Raw genomic sequence first — 18,580 nt, forward strand, 5'->3', positions numbered from 1 at the left:
CGTGCGTAAACCGCTGGTGTGCTTAGCCGTGTTAGCGCTCACAGCCTCGCTGGCCGTGACGCCCGCATACGCGGCTCAGGACGACCTCGGCCTGCCGGTGTTCACCGGGGCCGATCCGGTGCCCGCCGAGCCCGTGGGATACCACCCGCGCAAGATGATGGCGGAGATCTACAAGAAGGAGAAGGGCGGCGATTCGTACTGGATCGACCGCATGCTGGCCAGGCCGGGCGACGACCCCGCGGGCACGTGGATGATGTCGCGCGGGCGGGCGCTGTTCATGAAGGAGCACGATCCGTCGGTCATCGGGTTCGGCGGGAGCGTGGCCTACTGGGAGAGCATCGACAACAGGGACGCGTACGAGATCTCCCTGGGCTCCGACCTCACCGAGGACGTCTCCAAGCGGCTGCAGATGCCCAGCCACTGGACCGGCCAGTACGCGGGCGGCGGGCTCGCGGTCGGGGTGAAGAAGTTCATCACCCACGAGAACACGGCCGTGACGGTCCTGGAGATCACCAACACGGGCGCGTCCGCCGCGACCGTGCCGATCACCGTGACCTCCCCCTACGCCAGAACGGCCGACGGGGACCGCGAGCTGACCGGCGTCGTGGCCGCCAAGAACAAGCTGACCACGATCTTCCCCCGGCTCAGCGGCGACGGCCTGAAGGTCGCGGAAGGCGCGCTGAAGGGCTCGGTGACGGTCGAGCCGGGCAAGACCGTGCGGGCCAAGGTGCAGATGGGCTTCGTCACCGAGGAGCTGACCGGCTCGCGCCCGGAGTATGACGGCTACAAGGGCCGCTCGCCCCAGCAGGCGCTGCGGCGGCAGCTCCAGGACTACAACGCCTGGTGGGCCGAGAACCTGCCCTACATCGACGTGCCCGACGAGAACATCAAGAAGTTCGTGTACTACCGCTGGTGGCTCATGCGCTTCAACTTCCTGGACGCCGACATCCCGGGCAACGACTTCCAGTTCCCGACCTCGGTGGAGGGGGCGCTGGGCTACAACAACGCGATCGTGCTGACCGTGCCGATGTTCGTGCAGGACCTGAAGTACCTGCGGAACCCGATCTACTCCTACGGGCCGTGGGTGTCGGCGGGCGAGGTGTCGCGCAACGCGAAGTACACCGACAACCCGGGCGATCCGGAGAACTGGTCGAACAGCTACACCCAGTACATCTCGGCCGCGGCCCTGGAGAGCTACCAGATCCACGGCGGCCAGCCGTCGATCCTGCGCAACCTGGCCCGCTACGCCGAGAAGGACGTGTACGGGCAGCTCGCCGCCTACGACTCGAACGACAACGGCGTCATCGAGTACGACTGGGAGGCGATGACCGGCAACGACGCCGACGCGGTGTCGTTCCACTACTACGACCGGGCCAACGAGCGGCTCGAAGGCGCCTACGTCTACGCGAACGCGACCGCGGCGGCGCAGGCGTACGAGCTGGCGGGCGACGCGGCCAAGGCCGCCGAGCTGCGCGGGGTGGCCGACAAGGTGAAGAACGGCATCCTCACCCTGCTCTGGGACGAGCAGAACAAGCTGTTCAAGCACCGCGACCTCCAGACGGGCAACCTGATCCCGTGGAAGGAGTCGAACAACTACATCCCGTACGCCACCGGCCTGGTCCCCACCGATGACCCGAAATATCGGGAGGCGCTCCGCCTGTGGGCCGACCCTGCGGAATATCCGATATTTCCGGCGTACACCGCCAACCAGAAGGACAAGGCCGAGGCGGCCGCGGCCGGCAACCCGGGCTCCAACAACTTCTCGCAGATCAACTCGACCCGGAACTTCGCGTTCTTCTCCAAGGCCCTGCGGCAGTACCAGTCGCCGTACATCACGGCCGAGCAGTACAAGCAGCTCCTGTACTGGAACGCCTGGTCCCAGTACGTCGGCGGCGACACCCGCTACCCCGACGCCAACGAGTTCTGGGCCAACTGGAACCCGGCGACCAAGACCATCGACTACCGCTCCTGGATCCACCACACCATCCTGGGCAGCAGCAACTGGACGATGATCGAGGACGTCATGGGCCTGCGCCCGCGCTCTGACGGCAAGGTCGAGCTGTGGCCGGTGGACATCGGCTGGGACCACTTCAGCGTCAACGGCGTCAACTACCGCGGCGACGACCTGACCATCGTCTGGGACAAGCCGGGCGACGGGACCAGGCACTACGCCGGGGTGCCCGAGGGCTACTCGATCCTGATCGACGGCAAGCGCAAGGTCACCCTGTCCGGGCTGGCGCACGCCGTCTGGGACCCGGCGACGGGCCGGGTCGAGGGCGGGCAGGTCGTGCACGCGGAGGCGGCCAGGTCGGTGAAGGCGCCCGCCGAGGTCAAGCTGACGGGCGACCGCATCGAGGACCTCTTCCAGAAGGCCGGGGTCGATCTCCGCTCCACCCGCCAGAACCTGGTCACGTCGGCCACCGCCTCCCACGGCGACGCGGCGGGCGCGGCCGACGGGTTCACGATCAACGAGCCGTACTGGGGGAGCAAGGGGTCGGGCAAGCCGCAGGACTGGCTGGAGGTCGATCTCGGCTCCGCCCGGCCGGTGGACCGGCTCAACCTGTACTTCTCCAACGACCGCAAAGCGGCGGGGTACAGCGAGCCCGCGTTCTACTCGGTGCAGTATCTCGACGGCGCGGCCTGGAAGGACGTGCCCAAGCAGGCCAGGGAGCCGGTCTACCCCCGGGCGAACCTCAACGAGGTGCGCTTCCCCGCCATCACCGCGCAGAAGCTGCGCGTGCTCGTCACCCATCGTCCTGGCTACGCGACCGGGCTGAAGGAGGTGCAGGCCTACTCGACCGGGGTCAGGCCGCCGTCCGCGGCCAACAAGGCGCCGTACGTGCTGGCCGTGCCCGATCCCGCGTTCAGCCGTCCGGGACAGGCCCGCGTCGACGCCGTGGTCAAGGACGACGGGCTGCCGTCGGGCCGGCTCACCACCCAGTGGGCCAAGGCGGACGGGCCGGGCGAGGCCTTCTTCACCGACCCGACCGGCACGAGCACGGTGGTCTCGTTCAGCGAGCCGGGCGCGTACCGGCTGCGGCTGACCGCCTCCGACGGCGAGCGCAGCACCGCCGCGACCGTGTCCGTCACCGCGGGCGCGCAGGGCGAGCAGGCGAACGTGGCCCCCTATGCCACGGCCACCGCCTCCTACACCTCGCCGTGGGAGAAGGTCGCCGCCGTCAACGACGGCATCGACCCGCCGCGCTCCAACGACGGCGCCAACCCGCGCTGGGGCACCTGGCCGCAGCAGGGCACGCAGTGGGTGCAGCTTGAATGGCCCGCTCCCGTGCGGGTGAACAAGGCGGACGTGTACTTCTTCGACGACGAGGGCGGCGTCCGCGTCCCGGCCTCGTGGAAGATCCAGCGGTGGGACGGCGACTCGTTCGAGGACGTCGGCGGAGCCGCCGCCTATCCGAAGGCGGTGGACGCCTACAACACCGTCTCGTTCGAGACCGTGACGACCTCGAAGCTGCGGATCCAGCTTGAGTCCGGCGGGGCGTCGGTCGGGTTGCTGGAGTGGAAGGCGTACGCGGTGCCGCCGGACTCGGTGCGCCCCGTGCACGTGCCCACCGTGGCCGGCACCCTGCCCAAGCTGCCCGCCACGGTCGAGACCCGGTACGCGGACGGCACCCGGGGCTCGGCCGCCGTGACCTGGCAGCAGGTGACGGCCGGCCAGGTCGCGACCGGGGGCACCAGCTTCACGGTCGCCGGGCTCGCCGAGGGCGTCCGCCAGCCCGCCCAGGCGACCGTGTACGTGCGGACCACCGCGGCCGTGACCATCACCTCGATCGCCGAGGAGCCGGTCACGACGCGGGCCGGGGTCGCTCCCGCGCTGCCGGGGACGGTGGTGGCGACGTACAACGACGGGTCCAAGGACAGCGCGGTGCCCGTCACCTGGGACGCCGTCAGTCCTGATCAGTACGCGCAGCCGGGTGCCTTCTCGGTGAGCGGGCACGTGACGGGCACGACCGTCGCGGCCAAGGCCACGGTCACCGTCGAGTAGGACCCGTACAGAAGCCTCCTGCCCCGGCCGGGGCAGGAGGCTTCTGGGGTTTTGGGGCTTTTGGACGAAAGCTTTCGCCGAGGTATGCGGGGCTTTTGGGCGAGGCGGCGGTAACGTCCCGGAAACGACGGACGGATTTATCCCGATAGAAGGGTCATAATCCTGTTCATCGGGAGGAGTGCCGGGAGCTGAGGGGCGGAGAGAGCACGATGGCTGGATTCGCCGAGATCACCGGGACTGCCAAGTTAGCAGGAAAACTGTCGCCCGCGCGGATCTGCGCCCTCGTCATGGCGGTGGCCTCGCCGATCCTGGGCGTGGCCGCGATGCTGATCTGGGCCGGGCTGCCCGCCGAGTGGACGCCTGAGCGGACCGCGAGCCCGCAGACGGCCGTCACCCTGACGTTCCCCGCGGTCGGGGCCTTCCTCATCTTCCACCGCCCCCGGCTGAACATGGCCTGGCTCATGAGCGCAGGCGGTCTCGCGGCCGCGATCAGCGACTTCGCGCAGGCGATGATGTTCCGCGTGGCCGCCGACGGCGACCTCCTCGTGGCGGGCTACCTGCGCCTGCCGATCCAGGCGGGGTGGGCGGTGTGCGGGGTCACGCTCACGATGCTGCTGCCGCTCTACTCGCCGGACGGCCGGCTGCCCTCGCGCCGCTGGCGGCCCGCCCTGTGGCTGGGGGTCGGCGCGATCACGGCCCAGTTCCTGGGCGTGCTGGTACGCATGCCGCCGCCGACCGCCGGCTATCCCTACCCCGCGATCATCCCGAACCCGTTTCAGATCACGGCCTTTGAGCCGTACCGCGAGACGGTCATGACGGCGACCTGGATGGGCATCTACGCGGCGATGGCCCTGGCGGCGCTGTCGCTGGCGACGCGGCTGCGGCGGGCCGACGGGGTGGTGCGGCGGCAGATCGGCTGGCCGCTGTTCGCGTTCTCCGGGTACATCGTGTTCCTGGTCGCGGGCTCCTTCCTGCCCGAGCTCATGTGGCTGGCGATCGCCTGGGCCGCGCTCATCCCGGCCGCGATGGCGTTCTCGGTGATGCGCTACCGGCTCTACGGCATCGACACGGTGATCAGCCGGGCGTTCGTGGCCGCCGGCGTGGTGGTCGTGGTCAGCGCCGTCTACTTCGGCGCCGGCACGCTGTCCGGCCTGGTGGTCGCCGGCTACGACCAGGTGGCGGGCGTGGCCGCCGCCCTGTTCGCCGGGGCGTTCTTCCAGCCGCTGCGGCGCGCGTTGCAGCGGGCCGTGGACCGGCTCCTGTACGGGGCCGTCGGCGACCCCGGCGTGCTCGCCGAGCGCCTGACCCAGGCGGTCCGCCGCGGCGACCCGGCCAAGGCGCTGACCTCGGTCGTGAGCGTGCTGCGCGACGGGCTGGCGGTCGAGGGCGTGGCCGTGGAGGTGGCCGACGGCGAGCCCCGTTACGTCGAGAACGGCCGGGTGGGCGCCGAACCGCGCGAGGTGCCGCTGATCTGGCACGGGGAGCGGGTCGGCCGCCTGCTCGTCGGCGCGCCGGGCCCGCGCCGCTTCCCGGCCGCGCACAACGAGCGGGTGCTGGCCACGCTCACGCCGTACGCGGCGGACGTGGCGCACGCGGTGCGGATGGCCGCCGACCTGCAGCGCTCCAGGGAACGCATCCTGACCACCAGGGAGGAAGAACGCCGCCGCCTGCGCAGAGACCTCCATGACGGGCTCGGCCAGACCCTGTCGGCCATGGCGATGACCATCAACATGGCCCGCATCAGGCTGAAGAACTCGCCCGACACCGCCGACGAGCTGCTGAGAGAGCTGCACGCGGGCATGAGCACGGTCACGGGGGACATCCGCGAGCTCGTGTACGGCCTGCGCCCGCCCGCGCTCGACGACCTCGGCCTCGCTCGCGCCGTACGTGAGCTGGCCGGGCAGTCGTCACCGGACACGGACGTGCAGGTGGAGGTCGAGGGCAGCCTGTCGGAGCTGCCCGCGGCCGTCGAGGTGGCGGTCTACCGGATCGTCCAGGAGGCGCTCACCAACATCCGGCGGCACGCCGCTGCCTCCTCCGCCCGGATCGCCATCCAGCGGGAGCGGTCGGTGCTGCGCGTGCTCGTCGCCGACGACGGCAAGGGGCTGCCCGAGTCGCATCGCGCGGGCGTGGGCCTCGGGTCGATGCGCGAGCGGGCGGCGGAGCTGGGCGGGATCTGCGTGGTGAGCGGCGAGCCGGGCGCGGGGACCCGCGTCGAGGTCATGCTCCCCCTCCTGACCGCCCTCCCCCCGGACGCCACCGCCCCGGACGGACAGGACCGCTGGGACACCGAGCCCGCTGACCGCTGACCGCCGAGGGGCGGGCTCAGGGGCGGGCCAGCAGGGCGTTGAACGGGCTGGGGGCGGGCTCAGGGGCGGGCCAGCAGGGCGTTGAGCTCGCCGTAGTCGAGCGCGTCCGCCACCGACCCGTACGTCCCCGCGCCGAGCAGCTCCGCGGTCGCGCGCCGGGCCACGGCGTAGGCGGCCTGCGCGACGGCGGACCCCAGGCTGACCCGAGCGACCCCCGCTCCGGCCAGGGCCGCGACGTCGGGAGCGCCCGGCCCGGCGAGAACGTTCACCGGCGCCTGCACCTTGCCCACGACCGTCGCGATCGCCGCCAGATCGAGCAGGCCCGGCACGAAGACCCCGTCAGCGCCCGCCTCGACGTAGGCGACGGCCCGCTCCAGCGTCTCCCCGAGATCCCCGGAGCCGCCGAGATGAACGTCGATCCGCGCGTTGAGGAACAGCGAGATCCCGCTCTCGTCCGCCGCCGCACGGGCCGCCGCCAGCCGGGCCGCCTGGTCCGCCACGGTCCGCAGCGGAGCGGGCCCGCCACGGTGCGCGTCCTCCACATTGACCCCGACCGCCCCGGCCTCGATCACGCCCCGCACGGTCGCGGCGACCCCCTCGGGATCGTCGCCGAACCCGCTCTCGACGTCCGCGCTCACCGGCGCGTCCACGGCCGCCACCACGCGGGCGACCAGCGCGAGAGCGGCCTCACGGCCGAGCAGCTCGCCGTCCGGCGAGCCGAGGCTCCACGCCACCCCGGCGCTGGTGGTGGCGATCGCGGTCGCCCCGGCGTCCTCGGCGACGCGGGCACTGGCGGCGTCCCAGGCGTTGGGCAGCAACAGCGGTCGGCCGGGCACATGCAGGGAACGGAATAGCAGGGCTTTGTCCTGGTGTGTGCTCATGGATGTATCCCACCAGGCGCGACCCCGCACTGGCTGGCCAGATTCGGACATGAGCAATCGCTCATGCCGGTGGAGTGGTTACGCATTGGCGCTCAGGTCCGGGCTGTCCGCATAGTGGGCGCATGAACCGTTCGCTGAACGTCGCGGTGGTCGGCGACTATGACAAGACGTTCGCGCCGCACGTGGCCACCGACGACGCCCTGCGGCACGCCGCTGCGTACCTGGGGGCCGGGGTGGAGATCCGGTGGCTGGCCACCGAGCCGCTCGAAGCCGACCTGTCCGAGGTACGCGCCGCCGACGTGCTGTGGTGCGCGCCGGGCAGCCCGTACCGGAGCATGGCCGGGGCGCTCGCCGCGCTCCGGCACGGCCGTGAGCAGGGCGTCCCCACCCTGGGGACGTGCGGCGGCTGCCAGCACATGGTGATCGAGTACGCGCGCCACGTGCTCGGGTTCGAGGACGCCCAGCACGCCGAGTACGACCCCTACGCGTCGAGCCTGTTCGTCTCGGAGCTGACCTGCTCCCTCGCGGGCAAGACCATGCCCGTCGCCCTCACGCCCGGCTCCCGGGCCGCCGCGCTCTACGGGCAGACCGAGACCGAGGAGCAGTACTACTGCAACTTCGGCATCGACCCCGCCCGCCGGCAGACCCTGCACGACGGCGGCCTGCTCGTGACCGGCGTGGACGCCGACGGGGAGGCGAGGGTGCTGGAGGTGCCCGGCCACCCGTACTACCTGGCCACCCTCTACGTCCCGCAGGCGCGATCGTCGCCCGGGAGCCCGCACCCGCTGGTCATCGGGCTGCTGCGGGCGGCGCTGTGACGTTCACCCAGCTCAGGATCCTGCGGGCGGTGGCGCGTGCGGGCAGCATGACGCGGGCCGCTGAGGAGCTGGCCACCACGCAGTCGGCGGTCAGCCACGCGCTGCGGGCGCTGGAGGCCGAGCTCGGGCTCACCCTGCTCATCAGGGGCAACCACGGGGTGCGCCTGACCTCCGCAGGGCAGGCCGTGTACCGGCGGGCCGCCCTCATCCTCACCCAGGTGGAGGCGCTGGAGCAGGAGGTGGCGGGGGCGCGCGGGCAGGACGGCGGCAGCCTGCGCGTCGGCGTCATCCCCAGCGCCAACGCCCGGCTGCTGCCCCGGATCCTGCGGGCGTTCGGGGCGGCGCACCCGCGGGTGCGGCTCACCGTGATCGAGGGCTCTGACCAGGAGGTCCTCGAATGGCTCAGCACCGGCGCCGCCGACCTCGCCACCGTGACGGCTCCCGTAGCCGCCTCCGGCTTCGGCCCCACGACCGCCCCGGTGGCCGCCTCCGGCTTCGACCCTGGGACCGCCCCTGGTTTCGGCCCCGTGACGGACTCCGGGGCCGCCCCCGGCTTCGCGTCCGGGACCGCCGCTGGCCCTGTCACAGGATCTGCGGCCAGGATCGCCGTCGGCCCGGCCGCTTCGTCCGCCGGGGTGGGCCTGGTGACGTCGCCGCTGGCCAGGGATCGACTGCTGGCCATCGTGCCGAGCGGGCACGACCTGGCCGTCTGCTCGGCCGTCTCGATCAGCGATCTGGCCCGCCACCCGTTCGTCATGTCGACGGGTGGCTGCGAGCCGCTGATCATGGCGCTGGCGCGGGCGGCCGGGGTGAGCCTGCGCTGTCACTACCGCGTCCGCGACACCAACAGCATCCTCGCCATGGTCGCGGAGGGCCTCGGCGTGAGCATCATGCCGGAGCTGTCGCTGCCCGCCCACCACGCGGGCGTCGCCGCGATCCCCCTGGACCCGGCGGCGGAGCGGACGATCCTGCTCGCCCTCCCCGAGGACCCGCTACCCGCCGCCATCGCCTTCGCCGCCCTGGCCACCGAGCTGATTGGCGGTGAGCCCACCGGTCTCGCCGCCCCACCGACCACCGGCTCCGCACCGGCCGCCGGTTCCGCTGCTCCAGCGAGCACCGGTCCCGCTGCTCCAGCGAGCACCGGACGCGTCGCCACACCCCCCACCGGCCCCACCGCTGGGGCGGTTGGTGGGGCCGGTGGGGGTGGAGGTTAGGAGGTGGTGCAGGTGTAGGAGGCGGCGGTGGACGTGTCGCCGGCGGGCCGTCCGGCCTGGAAGCCGAAGCCGGCCGAGGCGCCGGGTGCGAGTGGCCCGTTGTAGCCCATGCTCCGTGCCGTGACCGTCTGCCCGCTCGTGGTCAGCGTGGCGTTCCAGGAGCCGGTGATCGCGTGGCCGGCGGGCAGTGTGAACGTGACCGTCCACCCCGTGGTCGCCGACGAGCCGGTGTTGGTGACGGTGACGGGCTGGAGGATGTAGCCGCCGCTCCACTGGTTCTGGACGGTGCCGGCCGCCGTGCAGCCGCCGCCCCCGCCGCCGCCCGCGGTGGTGGTGAACGTGACGGTGGCCGAGTTGCCCGACAGGTTGTTCGCGCCGTCGCGGGCCCGTACGTAGACCTGGTACTGGGTGGAGGGGCTCAGGCCGGTCAGCGTGACGGAGCCGGTGGTGCTCTGGCCGAGCAGCGGGTCGGTGGCCCCCTGCTCGCGGTAGACGTTGTAGCCCGCCAGCCCCGATCCGCCGGAGTCGGTCGAGGCCGTCCAGGAGAGCGTGGCGCCGGAGGAGGTCACGCCGGCGGCCGACGGCGTGCCGGGGGTGGTCGGCGCGGTGGTGTCGGTGCCTCCGCCGCCGAAGAACGTCGCCTCACGCGAGGTCTGCACGATGCCGTTGGCGCCGTTGAAGATCCGCTGCCCCCACGAGGTCAGGCTGGCGGCGTTGAAATTGGTGACCATGTCGAGATATTCGACCCCGCCGCCGTTGCCGCTCCACGACCAGCCGATGTAGCCGACGCCGCGCGACTGCGCCTGGGCCATGATCGTGTCCTCGTCCGGGTTCCCGTCGGAGTGGTTGTGGCCGAACTCCCCGATCACCAGTGGCAGGCCGGCGGTCTGGAACGCGTTGAGGTAGGCGGTGATCTCCGCGGCCGTGTCGAAGACCCCGTACATGTGGATGGAGAACACCGTGTTGCGCTGGGTGTCCGCGTTGAACACCGCCCGGGCGTTGTCCCGCATGGTGAACTGCCAGTCCTGGCCCCAGTTGGGCGCGTCCACCATCAGCAGGTGCTGGAAGCCCAGGCCGCGCATCCGGCTGATGGCGCTCGTCGTCGCGCTGGTCCAGGCGGAGACGGAGTTGTTGCCGTACGGCTCGTTGCCGAGGTTGACGACGATGAAGTCCTCGGTGCCGGTGAGCGCGCTCCTGACGCTGCTCCAGTAGGTGACCGCCTGGTCGAGCGTGTACGCGCCGCTCTGCTCGCCGTACCCGGTGGTGTCGTGGTTTTCGAGCACGCATATTAACCGGTTCTGCCTGCAGAGCGAGACGACGTTGGCCACGTCGGCGGTCCCGTTGGCCGGCCATCTGCCGCCGCTGAGCACCACGCGCACCGTGTTGGCCCGCAGGGCCTTGATGGCGGCGAAGGAGCCCGTCTGGCTGGCGTACCAGGTGTGCGCGTGACTGACGCCGCGCATGACGAACGCGTTCCCGTTCGCCTCCACGATCCTGGCGCCGCTGACGCGGAGCCCGACCGCGGCGTGCGCGGGCGCGGCCGCGATGAGCATCGGGACGAGGAGCGACAGGAGCGCCGCCGCCACGAACCCGAGTCGCTTTCTCATGGGATGACCTTTCCCTGAAAGGGCGATTAACCGGTTATGTACACCGCATGCTCTTCGGATTCGGCCCCCGTGTACAGCCGGGTGCGGGCACGCCCCGCGCGCGCGGGCGGCGGGACCGGTCCCACGTGGGAAGACGGCGGGCCGGGAATACGCGAGCCCGGTGAAAGTTTCAGCGGCCGGGAGGCCTGATCGCCGGCAGGCCGGCGGCGAGCACGCTGAGCGTGCGTACGAGAGTGGGCAGGAACTTGGGGCAGGCGGCGGCGAGCTCGGGGTCCTGGGCATAGGCCTCGGCGAGTGCCGCGGACGGATGCGCGACGGGGTAGAGCAGGCTGGCCAGGCCGGTCGCGGCGGAGACCAGCTCCACCGATTCGGCCTCGGTCAGCTCGGTGACCTGTGCGACCCGCGCGCCCACCTTGCCGATCACCTCGTGGATGCCGCGCTTGAACGTGCGGACCGCCTCGACCGACACGTTGTGCTCCAGGCTGGTCGCGGCGCTGGCGAGCAGGTCGCAGAGCAGCGGCCGGTCGACGAGCGTCTCCGACAGGGCGATCACCACCGCGTCGATGCCGCCGTGGTCGACCAGCCGCTCGTCGATCGCCGCACCCCACTGCTGCCACTCCTCGGCGGCCAGAATGAGGTAGATCTCCTCGCGTGTCCCGAAATAGCGCACGATGTTGGACTTCGCCAGTCCGACGGCATCCGCGACCGCACCCAGGCTCACGTTGCGCACACCCGAGGCGCGGGCGAGCTCACGAGCGGCGGCGAGGATCGCCTCGCGCCGCTGCTGCTTGTGTTCCGGCCTTCTGGCCCGGACAAATGCCGACCGAGTCATGTCGCCCCAGCATACCGGCGGACCTTAACGAAACAACGGTCTCTTGTTAAGGGAACGCTGTTCTGTTAGCGTCGCTCTCGAACGGACGCAATCCGCTGGGAGGAAGCGCGTGACCGAGATACGGATGCGGGTGAACGGCGTCGTCGAGAAACTCGACGTGGAGCCGTGGGTCAGCCTGCTCGACGCCCTGCGCGACCACCTCGGGCTGACCGGTCCGAAGAAGGGCTGCGACCAGGGCGCCTGCGGCGCGTGCACGGTGATCGCCGGCGGCGTGCGGATCAACGCCTGCTTGGCCCTGGCCGTCCAGTACGCGGGCAAGGAGATCACCACGATCGAGGGGATCGCGCAGGGGGAGGACCTGCACCCGATGCAGGCGGCGTTCATCCGCCACGACGGGTTCCAGTGCGGCTACTGCACCTCCGGCCAGATCTGCTCGGCGGTCGCCATGCTGGCCGAGCACGCCGCCGGCATGCCCAGCGCCGTGACCGGGACTCCGGCGGGCCACGACGCCGGGCTGAGCGACGAGGAGATCAGAGAGCGGATGAGCGGCAACCTGTGCCGCTGCGGCGCCTACAACGGCATCGTCGACGCCATCAAGGACGTCGCGGGGCAGGAGGCACGATGAGACCGTTCGCGTACGTCAAGCCCGCCGACGTCGGCGAGGCCGTCCGCGCGGTGGCCACGGAGCCGGGCGCGAAGTTCCTCGGCGGGGGCACCAACCTGGTCGATCTGATGCGCGAGGGCATCGAGCTCCCCGACACCGTGGTCGACCTCGGCGACCTGCCGCTCGCCGGGGTGGACGAGCTGCCCGGCGGCGGCCTGCGGATCGGCGCGCTGGTGCGCAACAGCGTCCTCGCCGCCGACGCGCGCGTGCGCACCCGCTATCCGCTGCTGTCGCAGGCCATCCTGGCCGGCGCCTCCGCGCAGTTGCGCAACATGGCCACCGTCGGAGGCAACCTGCTGCAGCGCACCCGCTGCCCGTACTTCTACGACCACGCCTCGGCCTGCAACAAGCGCGAGCCGGGCAGCGGCTGCGACGCGCTCGGCGGGTTCAACCGCTCGCATGCCGTTCTGGGCGTGAGCGAGAGCTGCATCGCCACGCATCCCTCCGACATGTGCGTGGCGCTGGCCGCGCTGGACGCGGTCGTCGAGGTGGAGAGCGTGCGCGGCACGCGGCGGATCCCGCTGGCCGACTTCCACCGGCTGCCGGGCGACACCCCCGAGGTCGAGACCACGCTGGCCGCCGACGAGCTGGTCACGGCGGTCGAGCTGCCGCCCGAGCCGGCGGCGGCCAACTCCCGTTACCGCAAGGTGCGCGACCGGGCGTCGTACGCGTTCGCCCTGGTCTCGGTCGCGGCGGCGCTGGAGGTGCGCGACGGCGTCGTGACGCGGGCCCGGCTGGCGCTGGGCGGCGTCGCGGCCAAGCCGTGGCGGGCCACGGAGGCGGAGCGGATCCTGACCGGCGCGCCCGCGACCGAGGAGTCCTTCGACCGGGCGGCGCAGGCCGAGCTGGCGCCCGCGGCCGTCCGTCCTGGCAACGCGTTCAAGGTCCGGCTGGCGCGCGCCACGATCGTGGCCACGCTGCGCGAGCTGAACACCGGAGGCGGCACCGCAGTGGACGCCGGAGGGGACGCAGGAAGGGACGCCGGAGGGGACGCGGCATGACCACCAAGTACGCCGAGACCGAGCAGAAGACCGGCGTCAAGTACGTCGGCCAGCCGATCGACCGGCTCGACGGCCGGGCCAAGACCACGGGCGAGGCCCGCTTCGCGGCGGAGCACCGCTACCCGGGTCTCGCCCACGCCGCGCTGGTCCACGCCACGATCGCCAGGGGCCGCATCGTCGGCGTGGACACGGAGGCCGCCAGGGCCGTGCCCGGCGTGATCGAGGTGCTCACCCACGAGAACGCCCCCGCGATGAAGCCGCCGCCCTCGGTCAGCCTGCTCAATCCCAGCTCGCTGGCCACCGGCACGTCGGTCAACTACCTGGCCACGGACCAGGTCCACTGGAACGGCCAGCCGGTGGCGGTCACGGTCGCCGAGACGCCGGAGGCCGCGCGGCATGCGGCACGCCTGGTGCGGCTGACGTACGAGGAGCTGCCCGCCGTGGTGGACTTCGCGTCCGAGGAGCCGAACGCCGTCCCGCAGAAGAGCAGCGCGCTGCAGTCGGCCGCGGCCACGAAGGGGGACGCGGAGGCGGCGCTGGCCGCCGCGGCGGTCTCGGTGGACCTGCACTTCAGCACGCCGCCCTACAACCACAACGCGATCGAGCCGCACGCGACGACCGCCGTGTGGGACGGCGACCGGCTGACCGTGCACGAGGGCACGCAGAGCATCGCGTGGCTCCGCAAGCACCTCGCCCTGCGCTTCGGCGTGCCCGAGCAGGGCATCAGGGTGCTGTCCCCCTACGTGGGCGGCGCGTTCGGCGGCAAGTCGATGGTCTGGGCGGGGACCTTGCTCGCCGTGCTGGCCGCGCGGGCGACCGCGCGCCCGGTGCGCCTGGCGCTCACCCGCGAGGGCGTCTACCACACGGTCGGCGGCCGGACCCCGTCCACGCAGCGGGTCGCGCTCGGCGCGGACGAGGACGGGCGGATGACCGCGCTGATCCACACCAGCGTGGCCAGGACCGGCAGGACCGGCGGCGGCCCCGAGCAGATCACCGCCGCCTCCGGCCACCTCTACGACGCCCAGAACATCCGGCTGCGCCAGAGCCTCGTCCAGCTCGACCTGCTCGCCAACACCTACATGCGCGCCCCGGGGGAGTCGATCGGCACGTTCGCGCTGGAGTCCGCCGTGGACGAGCTGGCCTTCGACCTCGGCATGGACCCGATCGAGCTGCGCATGCGCAACGAGCCCGAGCGCAACCCCCTCGACGGCAAGCGGTTCGCGCACCGGATGCTGCGCGAGGCGTACGCGGAGGGGGCGGAACGGTTCGGCTGGCGGGAGCGCGACCCGCGGCCTGGGTCCATGCGGGACGGGCAATGGCTGGTCGGCATGGGGGTGGCCACGGCGTACCACCCGGCGTGGCAGATGCCCGCCGACGTCACCGTGCGGCTGGGCGCGGACGGCGGGGTCGTGGTGCGCTGCGCCATGCAGGAGATGGGCATGGGCGCGGCCACCGTGCAGGCCCAGATCGCCGCGGACGAGATGGGGGTGCCGCTGGAGTCCGTACGCGTCGAGTACGGCGACTCCGAGCTGCCGGACGCCCCTGGCGCGGGCGGTTCGATGCAGACCGCCAGCGTGGCCGCGAGCCTGGTGGACGCGACGCGCAAGCTGAAGCAGGCGGTGCACGCCCTGGCGCGCCGCTCGCCCGGCTCACCGCTGCGCGGGCTGCGACCGGCCGACCTCGAAGCCCGTGACGGCGGGCTCTACCAGGGCGGGACCGGTGAGACGTACGCGGAGATCCTGACCCGCGCCGGCCGCGACCACCTGGAGGCGTCGGGCGGCACGGGCATGATCAGGTTCCTGGCGAAGACGCTGCGCGACCGCAGGCGCTGGGTGAAGGCGGCGTCCGGCGCCCAGTTCTGCGAGGTGCGGGTCAACCAGGACACCGGCGAGGTACGCGTGTCGCGCTGGCTGGGCGTGTTCGACGTCGGCAGGGTGATCAACGCGAAGACGGCGGCGGGCCAGCTGCGCGGCGGCATCGTGATGGGCATCGGCATGGCGCTGTCGGAGGAGACCCTGATCGATCACCGCACCGGCCGGATCGTGAACCCGAGCCTGGCCGAGTATCACGTGCCGGTGCACGCCGACATCCCGCGCATCGACGTGCACTACCTGGACGACCCCGACCCCACCATGCCGCTGGGCCTGATCGGGGTGGGCGAGGTGAGCATCACGGGCGTCGCGGCGGCGGTGGCGAACGCCGTACGGCATGCCACGGGCCGGCGGATCCTCGATCTGCCGATCACGCTGGACAAGCTGCTGCCCGAATGAGCGCGGCGGCCCGCCCGGCCGCCCGCGCCGCCTCGGCCCCGTCCTCGGGGCTGAGCATGGCGGTGACCGTGGCCCCGTCGACCAGGACGAGCAACTGCCCGGCCAGGTCGTCGGGGTCGCGCGCGTTCGCGGCCAGCTCGCGCAGGAAGTCGCGAAGGCGCTGTTTGTGCCGCCGTACGACCTCCCTGACGGCCTCCGACGACGGGCCCAGCTCGGCGTAGGCGTTGACGAACCCGCAGCCGCGGAAGTCGTCCTCGCCGAACCACCGCTCCAGCCACGCGAACACGGCCGCGATCCGATCCTGTGGCGCGGCGGCTCCGGCGTGCCGGGTGAGCGAGGACATCCACCGCTCGTCGCGCCGCGCCAAATACGCTACGACCAGCGCCTCCTTGGAGGGGAAGCACTGGTAGAGCCGCTTGAGCGACACGCCGGACGCGGCTCTGACCTCGTCCATGCCCACCGCCTGGACACCGCGCCGGTAGAAGAGGTCTCCCGCGGCGTCCAGGAGCCGCTCGGCGTGTTCCATGGCCCCTCGCTTGCCTCGGAGAACGGTCGTTCTCTAGACTATCGGGGAGAACGACCGTTCTCCACTCGCCGAGGAGGCGCCATGTCCCGCCCGCCCGTACCGCCGTTCACCGAGGAGAGCGCCCGCGTCAAGGTCCAGGCCGCCGAGGACGCCTGGAACACGTGTGACCCCGACCGCGTCGCGCTCGCGTACACGGAGGACTCGGTCTGGCGCAACCGCGGCGAGTTCCTGACCGGGCGCGCGGAGATCAGGGAGTTCCTGAGCCGAAAGTGGGCGAGAGAGCGGGACTACGCGCTGCGCAAAGAGCTCTGGGGCGTGCTGGGCGACCGGATCGCCGTGCGCTTCCAGTACGAGTCCCGCGACTCCTCGGGGCAGTGGTGGCGCAGCTACGGCAACGAGCAGTGGGAGTTCGACGCCTCGGGGCTGATGCGGCGCAGGGAGGCGAGCATCAACGACGTGCCGATCACGGAGGCCGAGCGGCGCATCTTCGGCCCGCGCGGCGACGACGAGCGCGGGGTGGACGTCCTGCCGCTCAGATGAGGTAACGCAGCCACAGGTACGGCGTGGCCAGCGCCACGGTCACGAACGTGACGACCAGCCCGTACCTGGTGAACTGCCAGAAGCTGATGGGGGTGCCGTTGCGGGCCGCGATGCCGATGATCACCACGTTGGCCGCCGCCCCCACGGCCGTGGCGTTGCCACCCAGGTCGGCCCCGATGGCCAGGGCCCACCACAGCACCTGCGCGTGCTCGTTGCCGCCGGCCGCCTGGACGAGGTCGGCGACGATGGGGCTCATGGTGGCGACGTACGGGATGTTGTCCACCACGGCGGACAGAACGGCCGAGCCCCACAGCAGCAGCATCGTGGTCAGCGCGAGCCGGCCCTGGGTGGCGTGCGCCACGGCCTCGGAGATCTGCCGGATCACCCCGGTCTCGACCAGCGACCCGACCATGACGAACAGGCCGGCGAAGAACACCAGCGTCGGCCACTCGACCTCGGCGATGGCCTCCTCGGTCGTCACCCTGGTCGCCGCCACCAGCACCCCGGCGCCCAGCAGCGCCACGACCGACGGCTCGTAGTGCAGGATCGGGTGCAGCACGAACGCCGCCATCACCAGCGCCAGCACCGCCAGCGACTGCCGCAGCAGCCGGTGGTCCGCGATGGCCTCGCGCTCGTTCAGCGCCATGATCTCCGCGGCCCGCTCGGGGTCGTACGTGAACGACTTGCGGAACAACCACCTGCACAGCCCGGCGAACACCGCCACCAGCACCACGATCAGCGGCGCCAGGTGCGCGAGGAAGTCGTTGAAGCTCAGGGCGCCGCGGCTGGCGATGATGATGTTCGGCGGGTCGCCGATGAGGGTGGCCGTGCCGCCGATGTTCGACGCCATCGCCTCGGCGATCAGGTACGGCGCCACCGGCAGGGCCAGCCGCTCGCACACCAGGAACGTCACCGGCGCGATCAGCAGCACGGTCGTCACGTTGTCGAGCAGCGCCGAGGCGGACGCCGTGATGACGATCAGCAGCGCCAGGAGCCGGAACGGCCGTCCGCCGGCCCGCTTGGCGGCCCAGATGGCGAGATATTCGAAGACGCCCGTCTGTTTCAGCACCCCGACGATGATCATCATGCCGAGCAGCAGGAAGATGACGTTCCAGTCGATGCCGGAGTGCTGGTCGAAGAACGCCGCGCCCGCGCCGGTGGCGTGGATCACCAGCATGATCCCGGCGCCGCCGAGCGCCGCGGCGACCCGGTGCACCTTCTCGGTGGCGATCAGCGTGTACGAGACGAGGAAGACGGCCACCGCCGCCCACGCCGTAACCGTCACTCCCTCATCTAATCAGCGCTGTTGCGGGAGCCGGATCCACCTGGGGTCGCCGTAGGTCTGCCGGACGCCTTCGCCGGGCACGTAGTCGGGTGCGGTGCAGAGCACGATCTGCCCGCACACCTCCAGATAGCGGACCAGGCCCGCCGACACCGACACGACGGCCTGGACCCCGCCGTGCCCCACGGCCTCCAGCATGCGCTCGCCGACCAGCCGCACCACGTCGTCCAGGCCGAACTCCGCCGGCAGCAGCGCCGCCACGTCCTGCACGAACTCCTCGGTGACCGTCGCACGGAACGTCCCGGCGCTCGCCCTGCCGGAGCCGTCACAGGCCCCGCAGCGGTTCGGGTCGTTCGCGTCGTTCGCCTCGTTCGTGCCGTTCGTGCCGTTCGTGCCGTTCGACCCGTTCGTCCCTGACCCCAGGCAGGCCGTGCACCGGCCGGTCTCCTCCGCGTGCCTGGCGGCGGCGTCGCGGTCGTCGAGCGGGTGGCCGCAGGAGCAGGTGTAGGAGTGGTGGGTGCCGTCGGGGGCGTCGCCGCCTCCGCTGGTGATGACGTGCTCGCTCATGAAGACTTCCGCATCCCTCGCCCTGCACCGCCGGTGGATGCTCGCTCGGCGGTGGCCCGGCACCAC

General features: G+C 71.9%; 14 protein-coding genes. 8 read left to right on the forward strand and 6 right to left on the reverse strand.

The features are described from left to right. The first annotated feature begins 1 nt into the window (after nt 1). Together ABEA43_RS30060 and ABEA43_RS30065 are read left to right on the forward strand one after the other, a co-directional pair. On the forward strand, nt 2-4,003 hold the full coding sequence (locus ABEA43_RS30060) for an Ig-like domain-containing protein (RefSeq protein WP_345566992.1): 4,002 nt from the start codon (nt 2-4) through the stop codon (nt 4,001-4,003). Between the two features lie 209 nt (nt 4,004-4,212). Next, the gene (locus ABEA43_RS30065) at nt 4,213-6,312 is read left to right on the forward strand and encodes a sensor histidine kinase (RefSeq protein ID WP_345566994.1); all 2,100 of its coding nucleotides are present in this window, start codon (nt 4,213-4,215) and stop codon (nt 6,310-6,312) included. A gap of 59 nt (nt 6,313-6,371) precedes the next feature. Here ABEA43_RS30065 and ABEA43_RS30070 read toward each other — a convergent pair whose 3' ends face one another. Then, entirely contained in the window at nt 6,372-7,193 is an 822-nt protein-coding gene (locus ABEA43_RS30070; protein ID WP_345566996.1) for an isocitrate lyase/PEP mutase family protein, read from the reverse strand. A gap of 122 nt (nt 7,194-7,315) precedes the next feature. On the opposite strand from ABEA43_RS30070, the gene ABEA43_RS30075 reads away from it, so the two are divergent. Together ABEA43_RS30075 and ABEA43_RS30080 are read left to right on the forward strand one after the other, a co-directional pair. After that, entirely contained in the window at nt 7,316-8,011 is a 696-nt protein-coding gene (locus tag ABEA43_RS30075; RefSeq protein WP_345566998.1) for a CTP synthase C-terminal region-related (seleno)protein, read from the forward strand. Further along, nucleotides 8,008-9,225, forward strand: a complete 1,218-nt coding sequence (locus ABEA43_RS30080) for a LysR family transcriptional regulator (protein ID WP_345567000.1) — start codon at nt 8,008-8,010, stop codon at nt 9,223-9,225. The genes ABEA43_RS30075 and ABEA43_RS30080 overlap by 4 nt, the downstream gene beginning before the upstream one ends. On the opposite strand, the gene ABEA43_RS30085 is transcribed toward ABEA43_RS30080, so the two are convergent. Continuing rightward, a complete protein-coding gene (locus ABEA43_RS30085) occupies nt 9,222-10,832 on the reverse strand; it encodes a cellulase family glycosylhydrolase (RefSeq protein ID WP_345567002.1) in 1,611 nt (536 codons plus the stop codon). The two genes, ABEA43_RS30080 and ABEA43_RS30085, sit on opposite strands and share 4 nt — an antisense overlap. 169 nt (nt 10,833-11,001) lie before the next feature. Beyond that, nucleotides 11,002-11,664: a TetR/AcrR family transcriptional regulator gene (locus tag ABEA43_RS30090; RefSeq protein ID WP_345567004.1), complete on the reverse strand. Its 663-nt coding sequence runs from the start codon at nt 11,662-11,664 to the stop codon at nt 11,002-11,004. Between the two features lie 124 nt (nt 11,665-11,788). On the opposite strand from ABEA43_RS30090, the gene ABEA43_RS30095 reads away from it, so the two are divergent. The 3 genes from ABEA43_RS30095 to ABEA43_RS30105 are packed head-to-tail and all read left to right on the forward strand — an operon-like array spanning nt 11,789 to nt 15,599. Next, nucleotides 11,789-12,289, forward strand: a complete 501-nt coding sequence (locus ABEA43_RS30095) for a (2Fe-2S)-binding protein (RefSeq protein WP_345567231.1) — start codon at nt 11,789-11,791, stop codon at nt 12,287-12,289. Then, complete coding sequence (locus tag ABEA43_RS30100; protein WP_345567006.1) at nt 12,286-13,329, forward strand: FAD binding domain-containing protein; 1,044 nt, start codon at nt 12,286-12,288, stop codon at nt 13,327-13,329. The genes ABEA43_RS30095 and ABEA43_RS30100 overlap by 4 nt, the downstream gene beginning before the upstream one ends. Then, a complete protein-coding gene (locus ABEA43_RS30105) occupies nt 13,326-15,599 on the forward strand; it encodes a xanthine dehydrogenase family protein molybdopterin-binding subunit (RefSeq protein WP_345567007.1) in 2,274 nt (757 codons plus the stop codon). The genes ABEA43_RS30100 and ABEA43_RS30105 overlap by 4 nt, the downstream gene beginning before the upstream one ends. On the opposite strand, the gene ABEA43_RS30110 is transcribed toward ABEA43_RS30105, so the two are convergent. Further along, nucleotides 15,571-16,125, reverse strand: a complete 555-nt coding sequence (locus tag ABEA43_RS30110; RefSeq protein ID WP_345567008.1) for a TetR/AcrR family transcriptional regulator — start codon at nt 16,123-16,125, stop codon at nt 15,571-15,573. The genes ABEA43_RS30105 and ABEA43_RS30110 overlap by 29 nt on opposite strands. An 81-nt stretch (nt 16,126-16,206) precedes the next feature. Between ABEA43_RS30110 and ABEA43_RS30115 the strand changes: the two genes are divergently transcribed. Continuing rightward, nucleotides 16,207-16,665: a DUF1348 family protein gene (locus tag ABEA43_RS30115; RefSeq protein ID WP_345567010.1), complete on the forward strand. Its 459-nt coding sequence runs from the start codon at nt 16,207-16,209 to the stop codon at nt 16,663-16,665. Here the strand turns inward: ABEA43_RS30115 and ABEA43_RS30120 are convergent. Then, nucleotides 16,658-17,950 (reverse strand): ArsB/NhaD family transporter, encoded by a 1,293-nt coding sequence (locus ABEA43_RS30120; protein ID WP_345567012.1) that lies wholly within the window; start codon nt 17,948-17,950, stop codon nt 16,658-16,660. The two genes, ABEA43_RS30115 and ABEA43_RS30120, sit on opposite strands and share 8 nt — an antisense overlap. Before the next feature lie 12 nt (nt 17,951-17,962). After that, entirely contained in the window at nt 17,963-18,514 is a 552-nt protein-coding gene (locus tag ABEA43_RS30125; protein ID WP_345567013.1) for a hypothetical protein, read from the reverse strand. Between the last annotated feature and the right edge of the window lie 66 nt (nt 18,515-18,580).

The sequence above is a fragment of the Nonomuraea rosea genome (assembly GCF_039539705.1).
GTDB lineage: Bacteria > Actinomycetota > Actinomycetes > Streptosporangiales > Streptosporangiaceae > Nonomuraea > Nonomuraea rosea.

Bases quoted from the DNA above. Each gene is read 5' to 3' on its own strand.
- ABEA43_RS30125 (WP_345567013.1), bottom strand. From the start codon at position 18,514: ATGAGCGAGCACGTCATCACCAGCGGAGGCGGCGACGCCCCCGACGGC.
- ABEA43_RS30070 (WP_345566996.1), bottom strand. From the start codon at position 7,193: ATGAGCACACACCAGGACAAAGCCCTGCTATTCCGTTCCCTGCATGTG.
- ABEA43_RS30115 (WP_345567010.1), top strand. From the start codon at position 16,207: ATGTCCCGCCCGCCCGTACCGCCGTTCACCGAGGAGAGCGCCCGCGTC.
- ABEA43_RS30105 (WP_345567007.1), top strand. From the start codon at position 13,326: ATGACCACCAAGTACGCCGAGACCGAGCAGAAGACCGGCGTCAAGTAC.
- ABEA43_RS30110 (WP_345567008.1), bottom strand. From the start codon at position 16,125: ATGGAACACGCCGAGCGGCTCCTGGACGCCGCGGGAGACCTCTTCTAC.
- ABEA43_RS30065 (WP_345566994.1), top strand. From the start codon at position 4,213: ATGGCTGGATTCGCCGAGATCACCGGGACTGCCAAGTTAGCAGGAAAA.
- ABEA43_RS30075 (WP_345566998.1), top strand. From the start codon at position 7,316: ATGAACCGTTCGCTGAACGTCGCGGTGGTCGGCGACTATGACAAGACG.
- ABEA43_RS30090 (WP_345567004.1), bottom strand. From the start codon at position 11,664: ATGACTCGGTCGGCATTTGTCCGGGCCAGAAGGCCGGAACACAAGCAG.
- ABEA43_RS30095 (WP_345567231.1), top strand. From the start codon at position 11,789: ATGCGGGTGAACGGCGTCGTCGAGAAACTCGACGTGGAGCCGTGGGTC.
- ABEA43_RS30085 (WP_345567002.1), bottom strand. From the start codon at position 10,832: ATGAGAAAGCGACTCGGGTTCGTGGCGGCGGCGCTCCTGTCGCTCCTC.
- ABEA43_RS30100 (WP_345567006.1), top strand. From the start codon at position 12,286: ATGAGACCGTTCGCGTACGTCAAGCCCGCCGACGTCGGCGAGGCCGTC.